General features: G+C 71.1%; 24 protein-coding genes. 19 read left to right on the forward strand and 5 right to left on the reverse strand.

The window, feature by feature from the left end:
• Positions 1 to 23: 23 nt before the first annotated feature.
• The 4 genes from O4G76_RS09645 to rpsF form a co-directional block, all read right to left on the reverse strand.
• Complete coding sequence (locus tag O4G76_RS09645; RefSeq protein ID WP_269397137.1) at positions 24 to 1,022, reverse strand: PAS domain-containing protein; 999 nt, start codon at positions 1,020 to 1,022, stop codon at positions 24 to 26.
• Between the two features lie 232 nt (positions 1,023 to 1,254).
• Complete coding sequence (gene rplI, locus O4G76_RS09650) at positions 1,255 to 1,839, reverse strand: 50S ribosomal protein L9 (protein ID WP_269397138.1); 585 nt, start codon at positions 1,837 to 1,839, stop codon at positions 1,255 to 1,257.
• Positions 1,840 to 1,851: 12 nt separating this feature from the next.
• Entirely contained in the window at positions 1,852 to 2,079 is a 228-nt protein-coding gene (gene rpsR, locus O4G76_RS09655; RefSeq protein WP_017929480.1) for a 30S ribosomal protein S18, read from the reverse strand.
• A 24-nt stretch (positions 2,080 to 2,103) separates the two neighbouring features.
• Positions 2,104 to 2,457, reverse strand: coding sequence for a 30S ribosomal protein S6 (gene rpsF / locus O4G76_RS09660; RefSeq protein WP_085897358.1), 354 nt, complete (start codon positions 2,455 to 2,457; stop codon positions 2,104 to 2,106).
• A gap of 256 nt (positions 2,458 to 2,713) precedes the next feature.
• Between rpsF and O4G76_RS09665 the strand changes: the two genes are divergently transcribed.
• The 4 genes from O4G76_RS09665 (at position 2,714) to O4G76_RS09680 (ending at position 5,543) form a co-directional block, all read left to right on the forward strand.
• Complete coding sequence (locus tag O4G76_RS09665) at positions 2,714 to 3,268, forward strand: hypothetical protein (RefSeq protein ID WP_269397139.1); 555 nt, start codon at positions 2,714 to 2,716, stop codon at positions 3,266 to 3,268.
• A 72-nt stretch (positions 3,269 to 3,340) separates the two neighbouring features.
• On the forward strand, positions 3,341 to 4,267 hold the full coding sequence (fabD, locus tag O4G76_RS09670) for an ACP S-malonyltransferase (protein WP_269397140.1): 927 nt from the start codon (positions 3,341 to 3,343) through the stop codon (positions 4,265 to 4,267).
• 122 nt (positions 4,268 to 4,389) lie between these two features.
• Positions 4,390 to 5,127: a 3-oxoacyl-[acyl-carrier-protein] reductase gene (gene fabG / locus O4G76_RS09675; protein WP_269397141.1), complete on the forward strand. Its 738-nt coding sequence runs from the start codon at positions 4,390 to 4,392 to the stop codon at positions 5,125 to 5,127.
• A 182-nt stretch (positions 5,128 to 5,309) separates the two neighbouring features.
• Positions 5,310 to 5,543 carry an acyl carrier protein gene (locus O4G76_RS09680; RefSeq protein WP_017929475.1) on the forward strand — a complete coding sequence of 78 codons (234 nt, stop codon included), beginning with the start codon at positions 5,310 to 5,312 and terminating at the stop codon, positions 5,541 to 5,543.
• Positions 5,544 to 5,609: 66 nt separating this feature from the next.
• Here the strand turns inward: O4G76_RS09680 and O4G76_RS09685 are convergent, their stop codons facing one another.
• On the reverse strand, positions 5,610 to 6,428 hold the full coding sequence (locus O4G76_RS09685) for a PilZ domain-containing protein (protein ID WP_269397142.1): 819 nt from the start codon (positions 6,426 to 6,428) through the stop codon (positions 5,610 to 5,612).
• Positions 6,429 to 6,583: 155 nt separating this feature from the next.
• Between O4G76_RS09685 and fabF the strand changes: the two genes are divergently transcribed.
• The 15 genes from fabF (at position 6,584) to O4G76_RS09760 (ending at position 17,077) form a co-directional block, all read left to right on the forward strand.
• On the forward strand, positions 6,584 to 7,852 hold the full coding sequence (gene fabF / locus O4G76_RS09690) for a beta-ketoacyl-ACP synthase II (protein WP_269397143.1): 1,269 nt from the start codon (positions 6,584 to 6,586) through the stop codon (positions 7,850 to 7,852).
• A complete protein-coding gene (gene mltG, locus O4G76_RS09695) occupies positions 7,852 to 9,015 on the forward strand; it encodes an endolytic transglycosylase MltG (RefSeq protein ID WP_269397144.1) in 1,164 nt (387 codons plus the stop codon). The genes fabF and mltG overlap by 1 nt, the downstream gene beginning before the upstream one ends.
• 181 nt (positions 9,016 to 9,196) lie before the next feature.
• Entirely contained in the window at positions 9,197 to 9,529 is a 333-nt protein-coding gene (locus tag O4G76_RS09700; RefSeq protein ID WP_269397145.1) for a hypothetical protein, read from the forward strand.
• Positions 9,432 to 10,817, forward strand: a complete 1,386-nt coding sequence (locus tag O4G76_RS09705) for a DNA-packaging protein (protein WP_269397146.1) — start codon at positions 9,432 to 9,434, stop codon at positions 10,815 to 10,817. The genes O4G76_RS09700 and O4G76_RS09705 overlap by 98 nt, the downstream gene beginning before the upstream one ends.
• A 194-nt stretch (positions 10,818 to 11,011) precedes the next feature.
• Positions 11,012 to 12,184: a phage portal protein gene (locus O4G76_RS09710; protein ID WP_269397147.1), complete on the forward strand. Its 1,173-nt coding sequence runs from the start codon at positions 11,012 to 11,014 to the stop codon at positions 12,182 to 12,184.
• Positions 12,177 to 12,392, forward strand: a complete 216-nt coding sequence (locus O4G76_RS09715; RefSeq protein WP_269397148.1) for a hypothetical protein — start codon at positions 12,177 to 12,179, stop codon at positions 12,390 to 12,392. Before O4G76_RS09710 ends, O4G76_RS09715 begins: the two co-directional genes overlap by 8 nt.
• An 11-nt stretch (positions 12,393 to 12,403) precedes the next feature.
• Positions 12,404 to 12,952 carry an HK97 family phage prohead protease gene (locus tag O4G76_RS09720; protein ID WP_269397149.1) on the forward strand — a complete coding sequence of 183 codons (549 nt, stop codon included), beginning with the start codon at positions 12,404 to 12,406 and terminating at the stop codon, positions 12,950 to 12,952.
• On the forward strand, positions 12,945 to 14,096 hold the full coding sequence (locus O4G76_RS09725) for a phage major capsid protein (RefSeq protein WP_269397150.1): 1,152 nt from the start codon (positions 12,945 to 12,947) through the stop codon (positions 14,094 to 14,096). The genes O4G76_RS09720 and O4G76_RS09725 overlap by 8 nt, the downstream gene beginning before the upstream one ends.
• A 67-nt stretch (positions 14,097 to 14,163) precedes the next feature.
• Positions 14,164 to 14,763 carry a hypothetical protein gene (locus tag O4G76_RS09730; protein ID WP_269397151.1) on the forward strand — a complete coding sequence of 200 codons (600 nt, stop codon included), beginning with the start codon at positions 14,164 to 14,166 and terminating at the stop codon, positions 14,761 to 14,763.
• Positions 14,760 to 15,098, forward strand: a complete 339-nt coding sequence (locus O4G76_RS09735; protein WP_269397152.1) for a head-tail adaptor protein — start codon at positions 14,760 to 14,762, stop codon at positions 15,096 to 15,098. The genes O4G76_RS09730 and O4G76_RS09735 overlap by 4 nt, the downstream gene beginning before the upstream one ends.
• Positions 15,095 to 15,505 (forward strand): DUF3168 domain-containing protein, encoded by a 411-nt coding sequence (locus O4G76_RS09740; protein ID WP_269397153.1) that lies wholly within the window; start codon positions 15,095 to 15,097, stop codon positions 15,503 to 15,505. The genes O4G76_RS09735 and O4G76_RS09740 overlap by 4 nt, the downstream gene beginning before the upstream one ends.
• Before the next feature lie 24 nt (positions 15,506 to 15,529).
• Positions 15,530 to 15,943 (forward strand): phage major tail protein, TP901-1 family, encoded by a 414-nt coding sequence (locus O4G76_RS09745; RefSeq protein ID WP_269397154.1) that lies wholly within the window; start codon positions 15,530 to 15,532, stop codon positions 15,941 to 15,943.
• A complete protein-coding gene (locus O4G76_RS09750; RefSeq protein ID WP_269397155.1) occupies positions 15,943 to 16,257 on the forward strand; it encodes a gene transfer agent family protein in 315 nt (104 codons plus the stop codon). Before O4G76_RS09745 ends, O4G76_RS09750 begins: the two co-directional genes overlap by 1 nt.
• Complete coding sequence (locus O4G76_RS09755) at positions 16,257 to 16,442, forward strand: rcc01693 family protein (protein WP_269397156.1); 186 nt, start codon at positions 16,257 to 16,259, stop codon at positions 16,440 to 16,442. Before O4G76_RS09750 ends, O4G76_RS09755 begins: the two co-directional genes overlap by 1 nt.
• A complete protein-coding gene (locus O4G76_RS09760; protein WP_269397157.1) occupies positions 16,439 to 17,077 on the forward strand; it encodes a phage tail tape measure protein in 639 nt (212 codons plus the stop codon). Before O4G76_RS09755 ends, O4G76_RS09760 begins: the two co-directional genes overlap by 4 nt.
• Positions 17,078 to 17,087: the final 10 nt, after the last annotated feature.

Below are 17,087 nucleotides of genomic sequence, written 5' to 3' on the forward strand. Positions count from 1 at the left end.
ATCGGGCGCGCGGCCGGGCCGGTTCAGCGGTCGGCGGGAAAGGCGAGCCGGGCCACCAGCCCCTCGCGCTGCCAGTCGAGCTCGAGCGTGCCGCCGACACCGGCCACCAGCGAGCGGATGATGCCGGAGCCGCTGCGCCGCTCGGGCGCCACCACCTCGGGGCCGCCGCGCTCCGTCCAGCACAGCCTCAGCCCGTCATCCGCCGAGACCTCGAGCGCGACCCGGCCCTCATGGGCGCCCAGCGCGCCATGCTTCACCGAATTGGTCGCCAGCTCGTGGACCGTGAGGGTCAGCGCCGAGACGAGATCGGCGGGGACCTGCGGATCGTCGCCCCCGAAGGCGAATTGGGCGTCGCCGCGCGGCGCGTAGGCGTCGAGGATCGGCCGCAGCAGTTCGCGCAGCCGCGCCGCGCTCTCGGAGCTGTCGCCGATGGTGCGGAAATGCGCCTCGCTCAGGGTCTTGAGCCGCCCGTCGACGATCCGGGCCAGCGTCTGGACGTCCGCGGCCTCGCGCGCCGACATGCGGATCATCACCGACATGACGTTGACGATGTTGCGCAGCCGGTGGCCCAGCTCGCGATCGGCCAGCTCGCGGGCCTGTCGCTCGCCTTCGCGGCGCGACGAGGTGTCGAGCTGCGAGCCGAAGAACAGCACCGGCGTGCCGTCCTCGCCCATGATCGGTCCGATCTGCAGCGCGTTGACGAAGCTGGTGCCATCCTTGCGGTAGTTCAGGATCTCGACCGTGTCGACCTCGCCGCTGGCGATGATCCGGCGGATCCGGTCGATGCTGGCCTCGGTGGTGTCGCGACCCTGCAGGAAGCGGCAGTTGCGGCCGACGACCTCCTCGATCGGGTAACCGGTCAGCGCGCAGAACGCCGCGTTGGCGAAGACGATCGGGTTGTCGGGCAGGGTCGGATCGGTGATGCACAAGGGCAGCCGGGCATGCCGGATGGTCTCGAGGAGCCGTTCCTCGTTCAGCCGGTCGGTTTCCGGCCGCGTGGTCGTGTCCGCTTCGATATTCACCGCCCGTCCATCTCCCGGTCGTTGCGCCCCTTGCCCGAGCGAGGCCGGACGGGCCCGGCACTCGAGTACAGTCGGATCATATAGGCCGCCGCCGGGGGTGTCAGTAGGGGGGAAAAGCGTACCGACCGGCGACACGGCGTCGCGTCCGCGAGGCCCGCGCACCCTGTCCCCCGAAATGAACATGGCCGCGTCTTTCGACGCGGCCATGTCCTCATGCCGGTTCAGGCGGGCTTCAGCCCTCCTGGCCCTCGTCGTCATTGGCGGCACCGCCGATGTCGTCGAACAGGCCTTGGATCTCGAACTCGGCGGCGGCTTCCTCTTCCGCGGCCAGATCCTGGATCGACTTGCCCGACGCCTGCAGCTCGGCCTCTTCGGGCGAGCGGGCGACGTTGATCTCGATCGTGGCGTCGACCTCGGGGTGCAGGACCACGGTCACCTCGTAGAGGCCGAGTTCCTTGATCGCGCCGCGCAGCACGACCTGCTTGCGGTCGATCGAGAAGCCGTCGGCGGTCGCGGCTTCGGCGACGTCGCGGGTGGTGACCGAGCCGTAGAGCGAGCCGCCGTCGGAGGCGGAGCGGATCACGACGAACTGCTGCCCGTCGAGCTTCGCGGCCATCGCTTCGGCCTCTTTCTTCGACTCGAGGTTCTGCGCCTCGAGCTGGGCTTTCTGGTCCTCGAAACGGGCCTTGTTGGCCTCGTTCGCGCGGAGCGCCTTGCCCTGGGGCAGAAGGAAGTTACGGGCGTAGCCGTCCTTCACCTTCACGATTTCGCCCATCTGGCCAAGCTTGGCCACACGTTCCAGAAGGATCACGTCCATGTGTCGGTCTCCTTATTTCACGGCGTAGGGCAGCAGCGCCAGGAACCGCGCGCGCTTGATCGCCTGGGCGAGCTTGCGCTGGTTCTTGGAGCCGACGGCGGTGATGCGCGAGGGCACGATCTTGCCGCGCTCGGAGATGTAGCGCTGCAGCAGACGCGTGTCCTTGTAGTCGATCTTCGGCGCGTTCTCGCCCTCGAAGGGGTCGGTCTTGCGGCGACGGAAAAACGGTTTGGTGGCCATTCTCTTATCCTTTCCTGGAGGCGATCAGCGGCGCTCGCGGCGCTCGCCGCGCTCTTCGCGCTTCTGCATCTGGACCGAGGGGCCCTCTTCGTGGGCGTCGACCTTGATGGTCAGGACGCGCATCACGTCGTCATGCAGGCGCATCAAGCGCTCCATTTCCTGCACGGCGGGCGACGGCGCGTCCGAGCGCAGGAAGGCGTAGTGGCCCTTGCGGTTCTTGTTGATCTTGTAGGCCATGGTCTTCACGCCCCAGTACTCGTTTTCGAGCACCTTGCCGCCATTGTCGGCGAGGACGGTCGAGAAGTGCTCGACGAGGCTTTCGGCCTGCGCGTTGGACAGGTCCTGACGCGCGATGAAGACATGCTCGTAAAGCGGCATGTGAACTCCAGTTCGATTTCCGGGCGCATTTCATAGAACGGGGCCTTGGCCTTCCGCTCCCCGTTCACGAGAGTCTGCGCGGTTCATGCGAATGCGCGGAAGGATGCGGCCTTATACAGATCATGCGGCGCGGCGCAAGCGGCGTGGGCGAAACCGCGTGGAAAGGCCGATCCGCGCCCGCAGCCGGCCATAATCCCGCCCTTATCCCTATGGAAGCTCGACCTGTCCGATTGCACAGGTTCCAAGGTCGCGCCTCATGAACGCATCCGCCCAAGCCCGCTCCGAACATGCCCCCCTCGTGCTCGGCTGCGGCCCCCGCTGCCGCCGGCTGGCCGGCCTCGGCCTCCTCGCGATCTGGGCCTTCGGCCTCGGCGTCACCGCGGCGGCGGGGGCGGTCTGGCTGTCGCCGCTGGGCCAGCCGTTCGACGCCGCGCTCTGGGCCAAGCTGGCGCTGGCGGTGGCGCTGGGCGGCGGGCTGCTCTGCTATGCCGGGCTCAGCAGCCGCAGCGAGATGCATTTCGACACCGAGCGACGGCTGGTGCGCGAGGTGCTGCGCCGTCCCGGCGGTCGGATCGAGCAGGTCGCGAGCTGGGGCTTCGACGAATTCCGCGCCACCGAGATCCGCGACCGCCACGACGCGCGGCGCATGGCGCTGCGGGCCGAGCTGCGGCTGTCGGGCGAGAACCTCTCGGTGCGGGTGGCGCAGGGCGACCTGCACGCGATTTCCGAGCTGGCGCGCCGCATCGAGGCCGATCTCGGCCTGCCGCAGCGGCCGGGCGTGCCGCTGTTCCGCCGCGCTGCCATGGGCTGAGGCTTTCTTGTCGCGGCGGGCCCGAGCCGTTATGCGGTGGCGCAACGCACCGCATCACAAGGGAGCAGGGCCATGCGCGCATACGTTTTTCCGGGGCAGGGATCGCAGACCATCGGCATGGGCCGGGCGCTGGCCGAGGCCTATCCGGCCGCGCGCGCCGTGTTCGACGAGGTCGACGCGGCATTGGGCGAAAAGCTCAGCACCCTGATCTTCGAGGGCGAGATCGAGACCCTGACCCTCACCCGCAACGCTCAGCCGGCGCTGATGGCCACCTCGATCGCCGCGATGGCGGCGCTGAAATCCGAGGGCATCGGCGTCACCGACGCCGCCTACGTGGCAGGCCACTCCCTGGGCGAATACTCGGCGCTCTGCGCCGCCGGCGCGCTGCGCCTCGACGACACGGCGCGGCTGCTGCGGCTGCGCGGCGAGGCGATGCAGGACGCGGTGCCGGTGGGCGAGGGCGCGATGGCCGCGCTTCTGGGCCTCGATCTCGCCGCCGCGCGCGAGGTGGCCGCGGCCGCCGCGCAGGGCGAGACCTGCCAGGCCGCCAATGACAACGATCCCTCTCAGGTGGTGATCTCGGGCAGCCGCGCCGCGGTCGAGCGGGCGCTCGACATCGCCAAGGAAAAGGGCGCCAAGCGCGCGATCCTGCTGCCGGTCAGCGCGCCGTTCCACTGCGCGCTGATGGCGCCCGCCGCCCGCGCCATGGCCGAGGCGCTGGAAGGCGTCGACATCCGCGAGCCGGCGGTGCCGCTGGTCGCCAATGTGCGCGCCGACGCGGTCTCCGACCCGGCGCTGATCCGCACGCTGCTGGTCGAGCAGGTGACCGGCGCGGTGCGCTGGCGCGAAAGCGTGGAGTTCATGGCGGCGCAGGGCGTCACCGCCTTCTGGGAGGTCGGCGCCGGCAAGGCGCTCTCGGGGATGATCCGCCGCATCGCCAAGGGGGCCGAGACCCGCGCCATCGGCACGCCCGAGGATGTCGCGGCGGCCAAGGGCTGAAGTCGCGGCCACTTTGTTCCACAAATACGCGAACCCGCGCGCGCGGCGATGCGCGCGGGCGGTGGTCCGGGCGCCTCGGCGCTGCTAGACCCGTTGCCAACCGCTTACGCAGGAGACCACACATGTTCGATCTGACCGGGAAATGCGCGCTCGTCACCGGCGCCTCTGGCGGCATCGGCGGCGCCATCGCCACCGCGCTGCACGGGGCCGGTGCCACCGTGGGGCTGTCCGGCACCCGCACCGCGCCGCTCGAGGAACTGGCGGCGACCCTGGGCGACCGCGCCCATGTCCTGCCTTGCAACCTGTCCGAGGCCGAGGCGGTCAACGCCCTGCCCAAACAGGCGATCGAGGCGATGGGCGGGCTCGACATCCTCGTCAACAACGCCGGCATCACCCGCGACAACCTGTTCATGCGCATGTCCGAGGAGGACTGGGCGCAGGTGCTCGAGGTCAACCTCACCTCGACGATGCGGCTGTGCAAGGGCGTGGTGCGGCCGATGATGAAGGCGCGCTGGGGCCGGATCATCAACATCTCCTCGATCGTCGGCGCCACCGGCAACCCCGGCCAGGCCAATTACGCCGCCGCCAAGGCCGGCATGGTCGGCATGTCGAAATCGATCGCTTACGAGGTCGCCAGCCGCGGCATCACCGTGAACTGCGTGGCGCCGGGCTTCATCGCCACGGCGATGACCGACAAGCTCAACGACGAGCAGAAATCGGGCATCCTGGGCCAGATTCCCGCGGGCCGCATGGGCGAGGCCGAGGAGATCGCGGCGGCGGTGCTGTATCTGGCGAGCCCGGAGGCGGGTTATGTCACCGGTGCCACGCTGCATGTCAACGGCGGCATGGCGATGCTCTGAGGCCGGGAAGATCGGGGCCCACAAAGCGTTTGCGCGGCCCGGATTCTCTGCTAAAGGACGACGAGATTTTCCGGAAGGGGCCGTCACGGCCCCTGTCGGTGAGCGGCCCGCTCGGGCATGAGAATGTCCTTCGGGGCAAGAGAAAAAGGCCCAAATGGGCCGGAAAGACGTGAGGAACTGTTATGAGCGACGTCGCCGACCGCGTGCGCAAGATCGTTGTTGAGCATCTGGGTGTCGAAGAGGACAAGGTCGTCGAGAACGCCTCGTTCATCGACGATCTGGGCGCCGACAGCCTCGACACCGTCGAGCTGGTCATGGCCTTCGAGGAAGAGTTCGGGATCGAGATTCCCGACGATGCCGCCGAAACCATCCAGACCTTCGGCGACGCGGTCCGCTTCATCAAGGAAGCGCAGTAACCGACGGGGCCACGGCCTTCCGGCCTGGCATGGGAAACGGCACCCCTCGCGGGTGCCGTTTTCGATTCAGGGCCCCTCGCGCGGCCCGCGCGCGGGCTGGATCAGCGGCGCCATCATCTCCTCGCTGAGCGGTTTGACGAATTGCACCCCGAGATAATGGGTGTTGCGCCAGCGCGGCGCCGCCTCGATCTCGCGATCGCCCAGAAACAGCACGATCCGCGACGGGTCCGGCGCTCCGACGCCGGGGTCGATCCGCAGCTTGGCGCCCAGCCGGCTGATGTCGAGCAGCCGCGCCTCGATCTCCTCGCCGCCGCTGCGCAGCCGCGCGGGCAGGTTGACCGAATGGCGCTGCTCGCGCCGTCGTCGCCTCTGCCCGTGACGCACCAGAACCCAGGCCAGCGCGCCGCCGCACCCGGCGACGACCAGCGCCGCCACGCCGACGCCGACGAGCCGGATCGCCTGCCAGCCCCCGCTTCCCGCGACCGCCCCGACCTTGCGCTCGGCCAAGCCCGACGCGCCCGGGGCGCCGATCTCGTCACCGCAGCCGGCGCCGGCCAGCAACGCCTCCAGCCGCGCGAGGGCGGCCTCGTCCTCCGGGGACAGCGGCGCGCGGTCGAGGCCCGGTCCGCGCGCCGCATTGGCCCAATCTGCCGCGATCCGCAGCGCGGCTTCGATCTCCGTGCGATGCCGCACCAAGGGGTGATCCGCGAGGTTCCACATCGCCCGCGCCGCATCGATCCGCCGCAGCGCCCGGTTCAGCATCGCGACATCGCGGTCCTGCGCGCTCGTCACCACGCGGCCGAGCGCCGCCACGGTATCGCAGGCGGGATCGGCCCGCAGCGGCGTGGCCAGCATCATGAACAGCAGCACGGGCCAGACGCGCATGGCGGAACTCCTTTTGCGCAGCAAAGCCGATCTTGCTGAACTCCGCGTTAAGCTGCGCAGTGGCGCCGAGCCGCGAATTCGCCACGCCCGCGCTCTTGCTCCCGCGCGAAGCCCTGCGGTATCAGAGCGCGAGTTATTGCGAAGAGGATGGTCAGATGCGGCGAGTGGTCGTGACGGGGCTGGGGCTGGTGACGCCGCTGGCAGACAAGGTCGAGCCGAGTTGGGACGCGATCCTGGCCGGGAAATCCGGCGCGGGCACCATCACCCGCTTCGACGCGAGCCATCTCGCGACGAACTATGCCTGCGAGGTGCCGCGCGGCGAGGATGCCGATCCGTCGGTGCGTTTCGACGCGAACGCCTACATGGAGCCCAAGGAGCAGCGCAAGGTCGACGATTTCATCCTCTACGGCATCGCCGCCGCCCAACAGGCGGTCGAGGACAGCGGCTGGGCGCCCGAGGATGACGAGGCGCGCGAGCGCACCGGGGTGATGATCGGCTCCGGCATCGGCGGGCTGAACTCGATCGCCGAGACGGCGATCCTGATCAAGGAAAAGGGCCCGCGCCGCGTCTCGCCCTTCTTCATTCCCGGCGCGCTGATCAACCTGATCTCGGGCCAGGTCTCGATCCGCTACGGCTTCAAGGGGCCGAACCACTCGGTGGTCACCGCCTGCTCGACCGGCGCGCATGCGATCGGCGACGCGGCGCGGCTGATCAAGTACGGCTCGGCCGACGTGATGGTCGCGGGCGGCGCCGAGGCGGCGATCTCCGAGATCGGCATCGCCGGGTTCAACGCCTGCAAGGCGCTCTCGACCAAGCGGCGCGAGGACCCGCAGGCGGCGAGCCGCCCCTATGACGCCGACCGCGACGGTTTCGTCATGGGCGAGGGCGCCGGCATCGTGGTGCTTGAGGAATACGAGCACGCGAAGGCGCGCGGCGCCAAGATCTATGCCGAGGTGCTGGGCTACGGCCTGTCCGGCGACGCCTATCACATCACCGCCCCGTCGGAGGATGGCGAGGGCGGCGAGCGGGCGATGCGCGCCGCGCTCAGGGATGCCGGGATCGCGCCCGAGCAGATCGACTACATCAACGCCCATGGCACCTCGACCATGGCCGACACGATCGAGCTCGGCGCGGTCGAGCGGATGATGGGCGAGGCGGCCTCGAAGGTCACCATGTCCTCGACCAAGTCGATGACCGGTCACCTGCTCGGCGCTGCCGGTGCGATCGAGGCGATCTTCTCAATCCTCGCGATCCGCGACCAGGTCGCGCCGCCGACCATCAACCTCGACAACCCGGCGGTCGAGACCGTCGTTGACCTCGCGCCGAACCAGAAGCGCGAGCGCCGCATCGACTATGCGCTGTCCAACAGCTTCGGCTTCGGCGGCACCAATGCGAGCGTGCTGTTCGGAAAGGTCGCCTCCTGATGTGGCGTCATCTCGCCTCGAACACGATCACCTTCCTGATCGTGGGTCTCGCGGGCGCCGCCGGGGTCATCGCCTGGGGCGTGAACGAGTATTCGGGCGACGGCCCGCTCGAGGCGGCGATCTGCCTGCGGGTCGAGCCGGGCACCAACATGCGCAGCGTCAGCGCCCGGCTCGAAGAGCAGGGCGCGATCGGTTCGGCGCCGATCTTCCGCATCGGTGCCGAGTATTCCGAGAAGGCGGGCCAGCTCAAGGCCGGCAGCCATTTGATCCCCGAGCGGGCCTCGATGGAGCGGATCGTCGACATCGTGACCCGCGGCGGCGCCTCGACCTGCGGCACCGAGATCCTCTACAAGATCGGCGTCAACGCGGTGCTGGCCGAGGTGCGCGAGCTCGACCCCGCGAGTTCGGAATTCAACGAACTCGCCGAGTTCGACCCGACCGCCGAGGGCGTCGAGATCCCCGAAGCCTATACGGAGATGCGCGGCCGCGCCGATACGCGCTACCGCATCGCCATGGCCGAGGGCGTGACCTCCTGGCAGGTGGTGCAGGCGCTCAACGCGCTCGACACGCTCGAAGGCGATGTCGAGGAGATCCCGGCCGAGGGCAGCCTCGCACCCGACAGCTACGAGATCGCGCCGGGCACGCAGGTCGAGGCGGTGCTCGACAGGATGGAGGCGGCGCAGGCCGCGATCCTCGCCGAGGCCTGGGAGAACCGCGCCGGCGACCTGCCGCTGGAGAGCCCGGAAGAGGCGCTGATCCTCGCCTCGATCGTCGAGAAGGAGACCGGCATCGCCGCCGAACGCCCGCAGGTCGCGAGCGTCTTCATCAACCGGCTGCGCCAGGGCATGCCGCTCCAGACCGACCCGACGGTGATCTACGGCATCACCGAGGGCAAGGGCGTGCTGGGCCGGGGCCTGCGCCGCAGCGAGCTTCAGGCCGAGACCCCGTGGAACACCTACGTGATCAACGGGCTGCCGCCGACGCCGATCGCCAATCCCGGGCGCGCGGCGATCGAGGCGGCGCTGAACCCGGCGACCACCGACTACGTGTTCTTCGTGGCCGATGGCACCGGCGGCCATGCCTTCGCCGAAACGCTGGCCGAGCATAACAGCAACGTCGCCGAATGGCGCAAGATCGAGGCCGAGCGCGCAGCCCAGAATTGATTTTTCGTAAACGGGACGGGCGCTTGTAGGGCGCACTTCAACTCGTTTCGATTGACATTCCGCGCGGTATGACCTAGGGTCAAGCACAGGCTGGGAAAGAACGACGAGGCGGCACCGGGGCAACCCGGCGCCGCCTTTTTCATGTCCGCTCCCGGCCGGGACACAGCCGGGAGAATGGAAGATGAACGAGATGACGGGCCCCTCGGGACCGAACGAAGCCGCGCGTCGCAAGGAATGGGAGGACGCATGGCTGCTCCTGTCATCGGTGCGGTCGACGCTGGCGGACCTGCTGACGGAGCTACGGTCGGATGCCGTAGCCCCGAAGGACATTCAGAAAAAGATCAGTGACTTGGAGAGCGCTCTTAAGGGGGCGTTCGAGGTCGAGAGGAAGTTCAATGACTGGCACAGGCGACAGGATGACGGGCTCGCCGCGGGCGATTTCGATCTCGACGAGGCGCGGCGACGGATCGGTTGCCGGCTGGATCGCCTGCGCGCCTGCTGCCGCGAGGGCTGAGTTTCTCGACGGGCTCGGGCCGGTCGAGCTGGCGGCGCTGCCATGGCTCTTCGACGTCTGGGCGCTGCCGCATCAACTGCCGCCCGCAGGCGACTGGCGCACATGGGTGATCCTGGGCGGGCGCGGCGCGGGCAAGACCCGCGCCGGCGCCGAATGGGTCCGCGCGCAGGTCGAGGGCGCGCGCCCCGGCGCGCCTGGACCCGCGCGCCGTGTGGCGCTTCTGGGCGAAACGCTCGACCAGGCGCGCGAGGTGATGGTGTTCGGCGACAGCGGCATCATGGCCTGTTCACCGCCCGATCGCCGCCCCGAATGGAGCGCGACGCGGCGGATGCTGACATGGCCCAACGGCGCGGTGGCGCAGCTCTTTTCGGCGCATGATTACGAGGCGCTGCGCGGCCCGCAATTCGACGCGGCCTGGGCCGACGAGCTGGCCAAGTGGAAGCGCGGGCAGGCGGCTTGGGACATGCTGCAATTCGGGCTGCGACTGGGCGATCCGCGCGCCTGCGTCACCACGACGCCGCGCAACGTGGCGGTGCTGCGCGACCTGCTGGCCGCCGACAGCACCGTCACCACCCATGCGCCGACCGCCGCCAACGCGGCGAACCTCGCCCGGGGATTCCTCGACGAGATGACCCGTCGCTACGCCGGCACCCGGCAAGGCCGGCAGGAGCTCGACGGGGTGCTGCTGGCGGATGCCGAGGGCGCGCTGTGGACCGCCGACATGCTGGCCGCCTGCACGGTCGAGACAGCGCCCGCCCTCGACCGCGTCGTCGTCGCCGTCGACCCATCGGTAAGCGGTCATGCCGGCTCAGACGCCTGCGGCATCGTCGTGGCCGGCGCCGTGACCAAGGGGCCGCCGCAGGACTGGCGCGCCTTCGTGCTCGAGGATGCCACGGTGGCGGCGGCCTCGCCGCATGGCTGGGCCCGCGCCGCCTGCGCGGCCATGGCGCGGCACGAGGCCGGGCGGATGGTCGCCGAGGTGAACCAGGGCGGCGCGCTGGTCGAGGCGGTGGTGCGCCAGATCGACCCTCTGGTGCCGTTCCGGGCGCTGCATGCCAGCCGCGGCAAGGCGCGCCGGGCCGAGCCGGTCGCGGCGCTCTACGAGCAGGGCCGCGTGCATCACCTGCGCGGTCTCGGCGCGCTCGAGGACCAGATGGCGCAGATGACGGCGCGGGGTTTCGTCGGGTCGGGCTCGCCCGACCGGGTGGACGCGCTGGTCTGGGCGCTGCACGAGCTGATGATCCTGCCGGCCCGGCAATGGCGCCGCCCGCGTCTGCGGCAGCTCTGAAGCCCGACTCCCGGGCCCGACTTTGTTCCGAAAATACGCGCGGGGGAGCCGCGGCACGCGGCGGGGGCGGCAGCCCCCTCCACCCCTGGCCGTTGCGTCCCCGGCCTGACCACCGTTCGCGCCGTTCCGGCTTTCCCAACCCGGCGCTGCCATTCTCCTCCCCGAGCCAGGAAGACGACCAGCAGGGGGCGGCGATGTTCGAGTTTCTCAAGCGCGGCAAGGGGGCGCCCGAGGCCAAGGCCTCGGCGGCGGGGCGCTGCCTCGCATGGCCCGGGGCGGGCCGCCCGGCCTGGAGCGCGCGCGACACCGGATCGCTCACCCGGGCGGGCTTTCTGGGCAACCCGGTGGGGTTTCGCGCGGTCCGGCTCATCTCCGAGGCGGCGGCGGCGCTGCCCTTGATGCTGCAGGACCGGGGCCGCCGCTATGACGAGCACCCGGCGCTGGCGCTCCTGGCGCGGCCCAATTCCGGACAGGGCCGGGCCGAGATGATCGAGGCGCTGGTCGGTCAGATCCTGCTCACCGGCAACGGCTATGTCGAGGCGGTGGGCGCCGAGGGGCTGCCCTACGAGCTGCACGTGCTGCGCTCGGAGCGTATGGCGCTGGTGCCCGGCGCGGATGGCTGGCCCACGGCCTATGAATATGCCGCCGGCGGCGCCAAGCACCGCTTCACGGTGACGGATGGCCTTACGCCGATCTGCCACATCAAGAGCTTTCACCCGCAGGACGACCATTACGGTCTCTCGGCGCTCACCGCCGCCGCCAGCGCGATCGACGTGCACAACGCCGCTTCGGCGTGGTCCAAGGCGCTTCTCGACAACGCCGCGCGCCCCTCTGGCGCCATCGTCTATCGCGGCGCCGACGGGCAGGCGGGGCTGACCCCCGATCAATACGACCGGCTGGTCGAGGAGATGGAGAGCCAGCACCAGGGCGCGCGCAACGCCGGCCGACCGATGCTGCTCGAGGGCGGGCTCGACTGGAAGCCGATGGGCTTCAGCCCTTCCGACATGGAGTTCCAGAAGACCAAGGAGGCCGCGGCGCGCGAGATCGCGCTGGCCTTCGGGGTGCCGCCGATGATCCTCGGGATCCCGGGTGACGCCACCTATGCCAATTACCAGGAAGCCAATCGCGCCTTCTACCGGCTGACCGTGCTGCCGCTGATGACGCGGGTCGCGGCGGCCCTGGCCGAGTGGCTGTCGGATTTCGCGGGCGAACGGTTCGAGCTTCGGGTCGATCTCGACCAGGTGCCCGCCCTGGCCGCCGAGCGCGACGGCCAGTGGCGCCGCGTCTCGGAGGCGCTGTTCCTGACCGATGCGGAAAAACGCGCGCTGCTGGGCCTGCCCGCGCGCGAGGTCGGCTCGGATGGATGATCTGCGCGAACATCGCTTCGCCTGCGCGCCGGGCCTCCAAATCGAGGCGCATGAGCGGCTCGTGGCGCTGCAATTCGCGCAGGTGGCCGCGACGCTGGAGCGGATCGAGGCGGTGATGGAGCGGCTGGAGCGCCGGCTCTGGCTCGCCGTCTACGGCGTCGTCGCGGCGATCGGCGCGCAGGCGGCGCAGGGGATCGTGGGGCTTTGAGGGAGGGATTGATGGAACTGGAACGCAAGTTCTGCGCGGGCGGCACGGATCGCACCGGGCCGCTGGAGATCGGCGAGGGGGCGGTGATCTCGGGCTACGCCTCGCTGTTCGGCCGCGCCGACCAGGGCGGCGACGTGGTGGCGCCGGGCGCCTATGCCGCCTCGCTGAAGCGGCTGGAGGGCTGCGGCGGCCGGGTGCGGATGCTGTGGCAGCACGACCCGGCGCGCCCGATCGGCGTCTGGGACGAGGTGCGCGAGGACGGCACGGGCCTATGGGTCAAGGGCCGGATCCTCACGGAGGTGGCGCAGGGCCGCGAGGCGGCGGCGCTGGTGGCGGCGGGGGCGATCGACGGGCTGTCGATCGGCTACCGGACGCGGCGGTCGAGCAAGGCGGGCACGGGCCGCAGGCTCGACGAGCTGGAGCTGTGGGAGGTGTCGCTGGTGACCTTCCCGATGCTGCGCGAGGCGCGGGTCGGCACCAAGCGGTCGGGCGCGCTTCTGGCGAAGATACGGGCGGCGCGGGGCGCGCTCGGGGGACGAGAGGGGGAACGCGATGCGTGACGATGACGACGAGCTTGGCCGCGAGATCGGCGGGCTGATGGAAGAGCTGGGCCGGTTCTCGGCCGAGATCCGAACGAAACTCAAGGCACAGGACGACCGGATGACCCGACTGGACCGCAAGACCGCGCTCGCCGCGCGCAGCCCGCTCGAAGCCAAGACCGCAGGCCAGCCGCATCGCGCCGCCTTCGGCGCCTATCTGCGCACCGGCGAGGATGAGGGGCTGCGCGGGCTCGGGCTCGAGGGCAAGGCGATGAGCACCACGGTCGCCGCCGATGGCGGCTATCTCGTCGATCCGCAGACCGCCGAACGGGTGCGCGGCGTGCTCGGCGCGACCGCCTCGCTGCGCGCCATCGCCAGCGTCGTGGCGGTGGATGCGGGCTCGTATGACGTGCTGATCGACCATGCCGAGCCGGGCGCCGGCTGGGCCGACGAGACCTCGGCGCGGACCGAGACCGGCACGCCGCAGATCGACCGGATCAACATCCCGCTGCACGAGCTTTCGGCGCTGCCCAAGACCTCGCAGCGGCTCTTGGACGACAGCGCCTTCGACATCGAGGGCTGGCTCGCGGGCCGGATCGCCGACACCTTCGCGCGGGCCGAGGCCGCGGCCTTCGTCTCGGGCAACGGCGTCGACAAGCCGCGCGGCATCCTCGACTATCCGCGGGTCGATGATGAGGGCTGGGCCTGGAACAGCCTCGGCTATGTCGCGACCGGCACCGATGGCGGCTTCGACGCCGCGAACCCGGCCGATGCGGTGATCGACCTCGTCTACCGGCTCGGCGCGCCGTATCGCGCGGGCGCGAGCTTCGTGATGAACTCGCGCACCGCCGGCGCGCTGCGCAAGCTCAAGGACGCCGATGGCCGGTTCCTGTGGTCCGACGGCCTTTCGGCGGGGGAACCGGCGCGGCTCCTGGGCTATCCGGTGCTCATCGCCGAGGACATGCCCGACATCGCCTCCGACACCTGCGCCGTGGCCTTCGGCAATTTCGAGGCGGGCTACACCATCGCCGAGCGGCCCGACCTGCGGGTGCTGCGCGATCCGTTCTCGGCCAAGCCGCACGTGATCTTCTACGCGACCAAGCGGGTCGGCGGCGCGGTGAGCGATTTCGCGGCGATCAAGCTGCTGAAATTCGGCATCGCCTGATGCGGGGGGGCCGGGCCGCGCGGCGACGCGGCCCGGCATCATGGCTGCGACCGCGAAAGGACGGGTGATGAGACTGATCGAAACGGGCGCTGTGCCCGAGGCGGCGCTGCCGGTCGAGGGCTTTCGCGCGCATCTGCGGATCGGCACCGGCTTTGCCGAGGCCGGGTTGCAGGACGCGGCGCTGGCGGGATTCCTGCGCGCGGCGATTGCCGCGATCGAGGGCCGCACCGGCAAGGTGCTGCTGGCGCGCGGCTTCGTGCTGGAGGTCGGGCGCTGGCGCGACGCGCGGCGGCTGGCGCTGCCGGTGGCGCCGCTGCGCGCGGTGACGGCGTTCGAGATCGTCGACGCGCAGGGCGTGGCCGTGGCCGTCGCCCCCGAGCGCTGGCAGGCCGTAATGGACGACCAGCGGCCGCATCTCCTGCCCGTCGCGGCGGGCTGGCCGGGCATACCGCAGGGCGGCACCGCGCGCATCGGTTTCGAGGCGGGTTACGGGGCGCATTGGTCCGAGATCCCCGCCGATCTGGCGCAGGCGGTGATGATGCTGGCGGCGCATTACCACGAATACCGGCACGACACCGCGCTCGGTCCGGGCTGCATGCCGTTCGGCGTCACCGCGCTGACCGAGCGGTTCCGGGCGCTGCGGCTTTCGGCGGGGGGCGGGGCATGAGGCCGGTGCGGCTGAACCGGGCGCTCCTGCTCGAAGCGCCCCGGCGCGCCCCCGACGGCGCTGGCGGGTTCGAGCGCGGCTGGACCGCGCTGGGCACGCTCTGGGCCTCGGTCGAGGCCCGTTCCGGGCGCGATCTCGACGGCATGGGCGCGGCGCTGAGCCGGGTCAGGCTGCGCATCGTCACCCGCGCCGCGCCGCCGGGCTCGACGATGCGCCCGGCGCCCGAGCAGCGCTTTCGCGAGGGGGCGCGGATCTTCGCGATCCGCGCGGTGCGCGAGCTCGACGCCGAGGGGCGCTATCTCCTGTGCGAGGCCGAAGAGGAGGTGGCGCGATGAGCTACGCGGTCTCGGCGGCGCTGCAAGCCGCGATCCATGCGCGGCTGGCGGCGCATCCGCCCCTGGCCGACCTGCTGGGCGCCGCGATCTACGACGCGCTGCCCGCCGGGCCGCTGCCGCCGCTCTACGCGGTGCTGGGCCCCGAAACGGCGCGCGACCGCTCCGACGGCACGGCGGCGGGGGCGCTGCACCACATCACGGTGAGCGTGGTCAGCGACGCGGCCGGGTTCCGAAGCGCCAAGCTGGCGGCGGCGGCGATCTGCGACGCGCTGGCGGGCACCGCCCCCGCGCTGGATCGCGGGCGGCTGGTGGGGCTGTGGTTCCTGCGCGCCCGGGCCAAGCGGATCGGCAGCGGCGAGGCGCGGCGCATCGACCTGGTGTTCCGCGCACGCAGCGAGGACGTCTGAACACAAGCGAGGGAGGGCCAGAGGATGGCGGCTCAGAACGGCAGGGATCTCCTGCTCAAGATCGACATGACCGGCGACGGGCTGTTCGAGACCATGGCGGGGCTGCGCGCGACGCGGCTCACGCTCAATGCGCAGAGCGTCGACATCACCCATCTGGGCAGCGAGGGCTGGCGCGAGCTTCTGGGCGGTGCCGGCATGCGCTCGGCCGCCGTGGCGGGCTCGGGCGTGTTCCGCGACGCCTCGACCGACGCCCGGGCGCGGGCGATCTTCTTCGCGGGCGAGACGCCGGATTTCCAGCTGGTGATCCCCGATTTCGGCACCATGACCGGGCCGTTCCAGATCGCCTCGATCGACTATGCGGGCAGCCATGACGGCGAGGCCAGCTTCGAGATCGCGCTGGTCTCGGCCGGGCCGCTCGCCTTCGAGGCGGCGCCCTGATGGCCAATCCGCGCGCCGGCGAGGTGGCGCTGATCCTCGACGGGCGGCGCCACGTCATGAAGCTGAGCCTCGGCGCGCTGGCCGAGCTGGAGGAGAGCCTCGGTGCCGACAGCATCGCGGCGCTGGTGGCCCGGCTCGAAGGCGGCGAGGTCTCGGCGCGCGACGTCATGGCGCTGATCGTCGCGGGGCTGAGGGGCGGCGGCTGGCCCGGCCGGGCCGCCGATCTGGTGGCGGCCGAGATCGAGGGCGGGCCGGTCGAGGCGGCGCGCCTCGCCGCGCTCTTGGTGGCGCGCGCCTTCGGGGAGATCGGCTGATGCGGCTCGACTGGGCGGCGATGATGCGGGCGGGGATCGGCGGGCTCGGGCTCAGGCCGTCCGAGTTCTGGGCGCTGACCCCGGCCGAGCTGCGGCTGATGCTGGGCCCGCCCGGGCCCGCGCCGATGGACCGGGCCCGCTTCGAGGCGCTGTGCCGCGAGCATCCTGACGGGGAGAGGACATGACCGAGGACGAGTTCGAGGCGCTGGAACGCGCCATGGAGGAGGCGGGCGGCGTCGCCGAGAGCTTCTCGCGCGAGCTGGAGCGGATGCGCGCCGGGCTGAGCGAGACGACGCGCGATCTCGGCCGGCTGGAGCGCGGCTTTTCCGGCGGCATCCGCCGCGCCATCGACGGCGTGCTGTTCGAGGGCCGCTCGGTCGGCGGCGCGCTCAAGGGGCTGGCGGGGAGCATGTCGGGCACCGTCTACGGCAACGCGATGCGGCCCGTGACCGACCGGCTCGGCGGGATGCTGGCGCAGGGGGTGAACGGGCTGGTGGCGGGGCTGATGCCCTTCGCCGAGGGCGGTGCCTTCGCGGGCGGGCGGGTCACGCCATTCGCCCGTGGCGGCGTGGTCTCGGGGCCGGTGGCCTTTCCGATGCGCGGCGGCGCCGGGCTGATGGGCGAGGCGGGGCCGGAGGCGATCCTGCCGCTGGCGCGCGGCGCCGACGGCCGGCTCGGCGTCGCCGCGGGCGGCGGTGGCGGCGCGGCGCAGGTCACGGTCAACATATCCACGCCCGACATCGAGGGGTTCCGCCGCTCGCGCGGGCAGGTGGCGGCGCAGATCGCCCGCGCGGTCGATCGCGGCCGCCGCGACAGGTGAGGGAGGCGAA

Source organism: Limimaricola sp. G21655-S1, from assembly GCF_027213785.1.
GTDB lineage: Bacteria > Pseudomonadota > Alphaproteobacteria > Rhodobacterales > Rhodobacteraceae > Limimaricola.

Excerpts from the sequence above, each read along its gene's own strand:
- rplI (WP_269397138.1), bottom strand. The coding sequence starts at position 1,839 with ATGGACGTGATCCTTCTGGAACGTGTGGCCAAGCTTGGCCAGATGGGC.
- rpsR (WP_017929480.1), bottom strand. The coding sequence starts at position 2,079 with ATGGCCACCAAACCGTTTTTCCGTCGCCGCAAGACCGACCCCTTCGAG.
- rpsF (WP_085897358.1), bottom strand. The coding sequence starts at position 2,457 with ATGCCGCTTTACGAGCATGTCTTCATCGCGCGTCAGGACCTGTCCAAC.
- O4G76_RS09665 (WP_269397139.1), top strand. The coding sequence starts at position 2,714 with ATGAACGCATCCGCCCAAGCCCGCTCCGAACATGCCCCCCTCGTGCTC.
- fabD (WP_269397140.1), top strand. The coding sequence starts at position 3,341 with ATGCGCGCATACGTTTTTCCGGGGCAGGGATCGCAGACCATCGGCATG.
- fabG (WP_269397141.1), top strand. The coding sequence starts at position 4,390 with ATGTTCGATCTGACCGGGAAATGCGCGCTCGTCACCGGCGCCTCTGGC.
- O4G76_RS09680 (WP_017929475.1), top strand. The coding sequence starts at position 5,310 with ATGAGCGACGTCGCCGACCGCGTGCGCAAGATCGTTGTTGAGCATCTG.
- O4G76_RS09685 (WP_269397142.1), bottom strand. The coding sequence starts at position 6,428 with ATGCGCGTCTGGCCCGTGCTGCTGTTCATGATGCTGGCCACGCCGCTG.
- fabF (WP_269397143.1), top strand. The coding sequence starts at position 6,584 with ATGCGGCGAGTGGTCGTGACGGGGCTGGGGCTGGTGACGCCGCTGGCA.
- mltG (WP_269397144.1), top strand. The coding sequence starts at position 7,852 with ATGTGGCGTCATCTCGCCTCGAACACGATCACCTTCCTGATCGTGGGT.
- O4G76_RS09700 (WP_269397145.1), top strand. The coding sequence starts at position 9,197 with ATGAACGAGATGACGGGCCCCTCGGGACCGAACGAAGCCGCGCGTCGC.
- O4G76_RS09705 (WP_269397146.1), top strand. The coding sequence starts at position 9,432 with ATGACGGGCTCGCCGCGGGCGATTTCGATCTCGACGAGGCGCGGCGAC.
- O4G76_RS09710 (WP_269397147.1), top strand. The coding sequence starts at position 11,012 with ATGTTCGAGTTTCTCAAGCGCGGCAAGGGGGCGCCCGAGGCCAAGGCC.
- O4G76_RS09715 (WP_269397148.1), top strand. The coding sequence starts at position 12,177 with ATGGATGATCTGCGCGAACATCGCTTCGCCTGCGCGCCGGGCCTCCAA.
- O4G76_RS09720 (WP_269397149.1), top strand. The coding sequence starts at position 12,404 with ATGGAACTGGAACGCAAGTTCTGCGCGGGCGGCACGGATCGCACCGGG.
- O4G76_RS09725 (WP_269397150.1), top strand. The coding sequence starts at position 12,945 with ATGCGTGACGATGACGACGAGCTTGGCCGCGAGATCGGCGGGCTGATG.
- O4G76_RS09730 (WP_269397151.1), top strand. The coding sequence starts at position 14,164 with ATGAGACTGATCGAAACGGGCGCTGTGCCCGAGGCGGCGCTGCCGGTC.
- O4G76_RS09735 (WP_269397152.1), top strand. The coding sequence starts at position 14,760 with ATGAGGCCGGTGCGGCTGAACCGGGCGCTCCTGCTCGAAGCGCCCCGG.
- O4G76_RS09740 (WP_269397153.1), top strand. The coding sequence starts at position 15,095 with ATGAGCTACGCGGTCTCGGCGGCGCTGCAAGCCGCGATCCATGCGCGG.
- O4G76_RS09745 (WP_269397154.1), top strand. The coding sequence starts at position 15,530 with ATGGCGGCTCAGAACGGCAGGGATCTCCTGCTCAAGATCGACATGACC.
- O4G76_RS09750 (WP_269397155.1), top strand. The coding sequence starts at position 15,943 with ATGGCCAATCCGCGCGCCGGCGAGGTGGCGCTGATCCTCGACGGGCGG.
- O4G76_RS09755 (WP_269397156.1), top strand. The coding sequence starts at position 16,257 with ATGCGGCTCGACTGGGCGGCGATGATGCGGGCGGGGATCGGCGGGCTC.
- O4G76_RS09760 (WP_269397157.1), top strand. The coding sequence starts at position 16,439 with ATGACCGAGGACGAGTTCGAGGCGCTGGAACGCGCCATGGAGGAGGCG.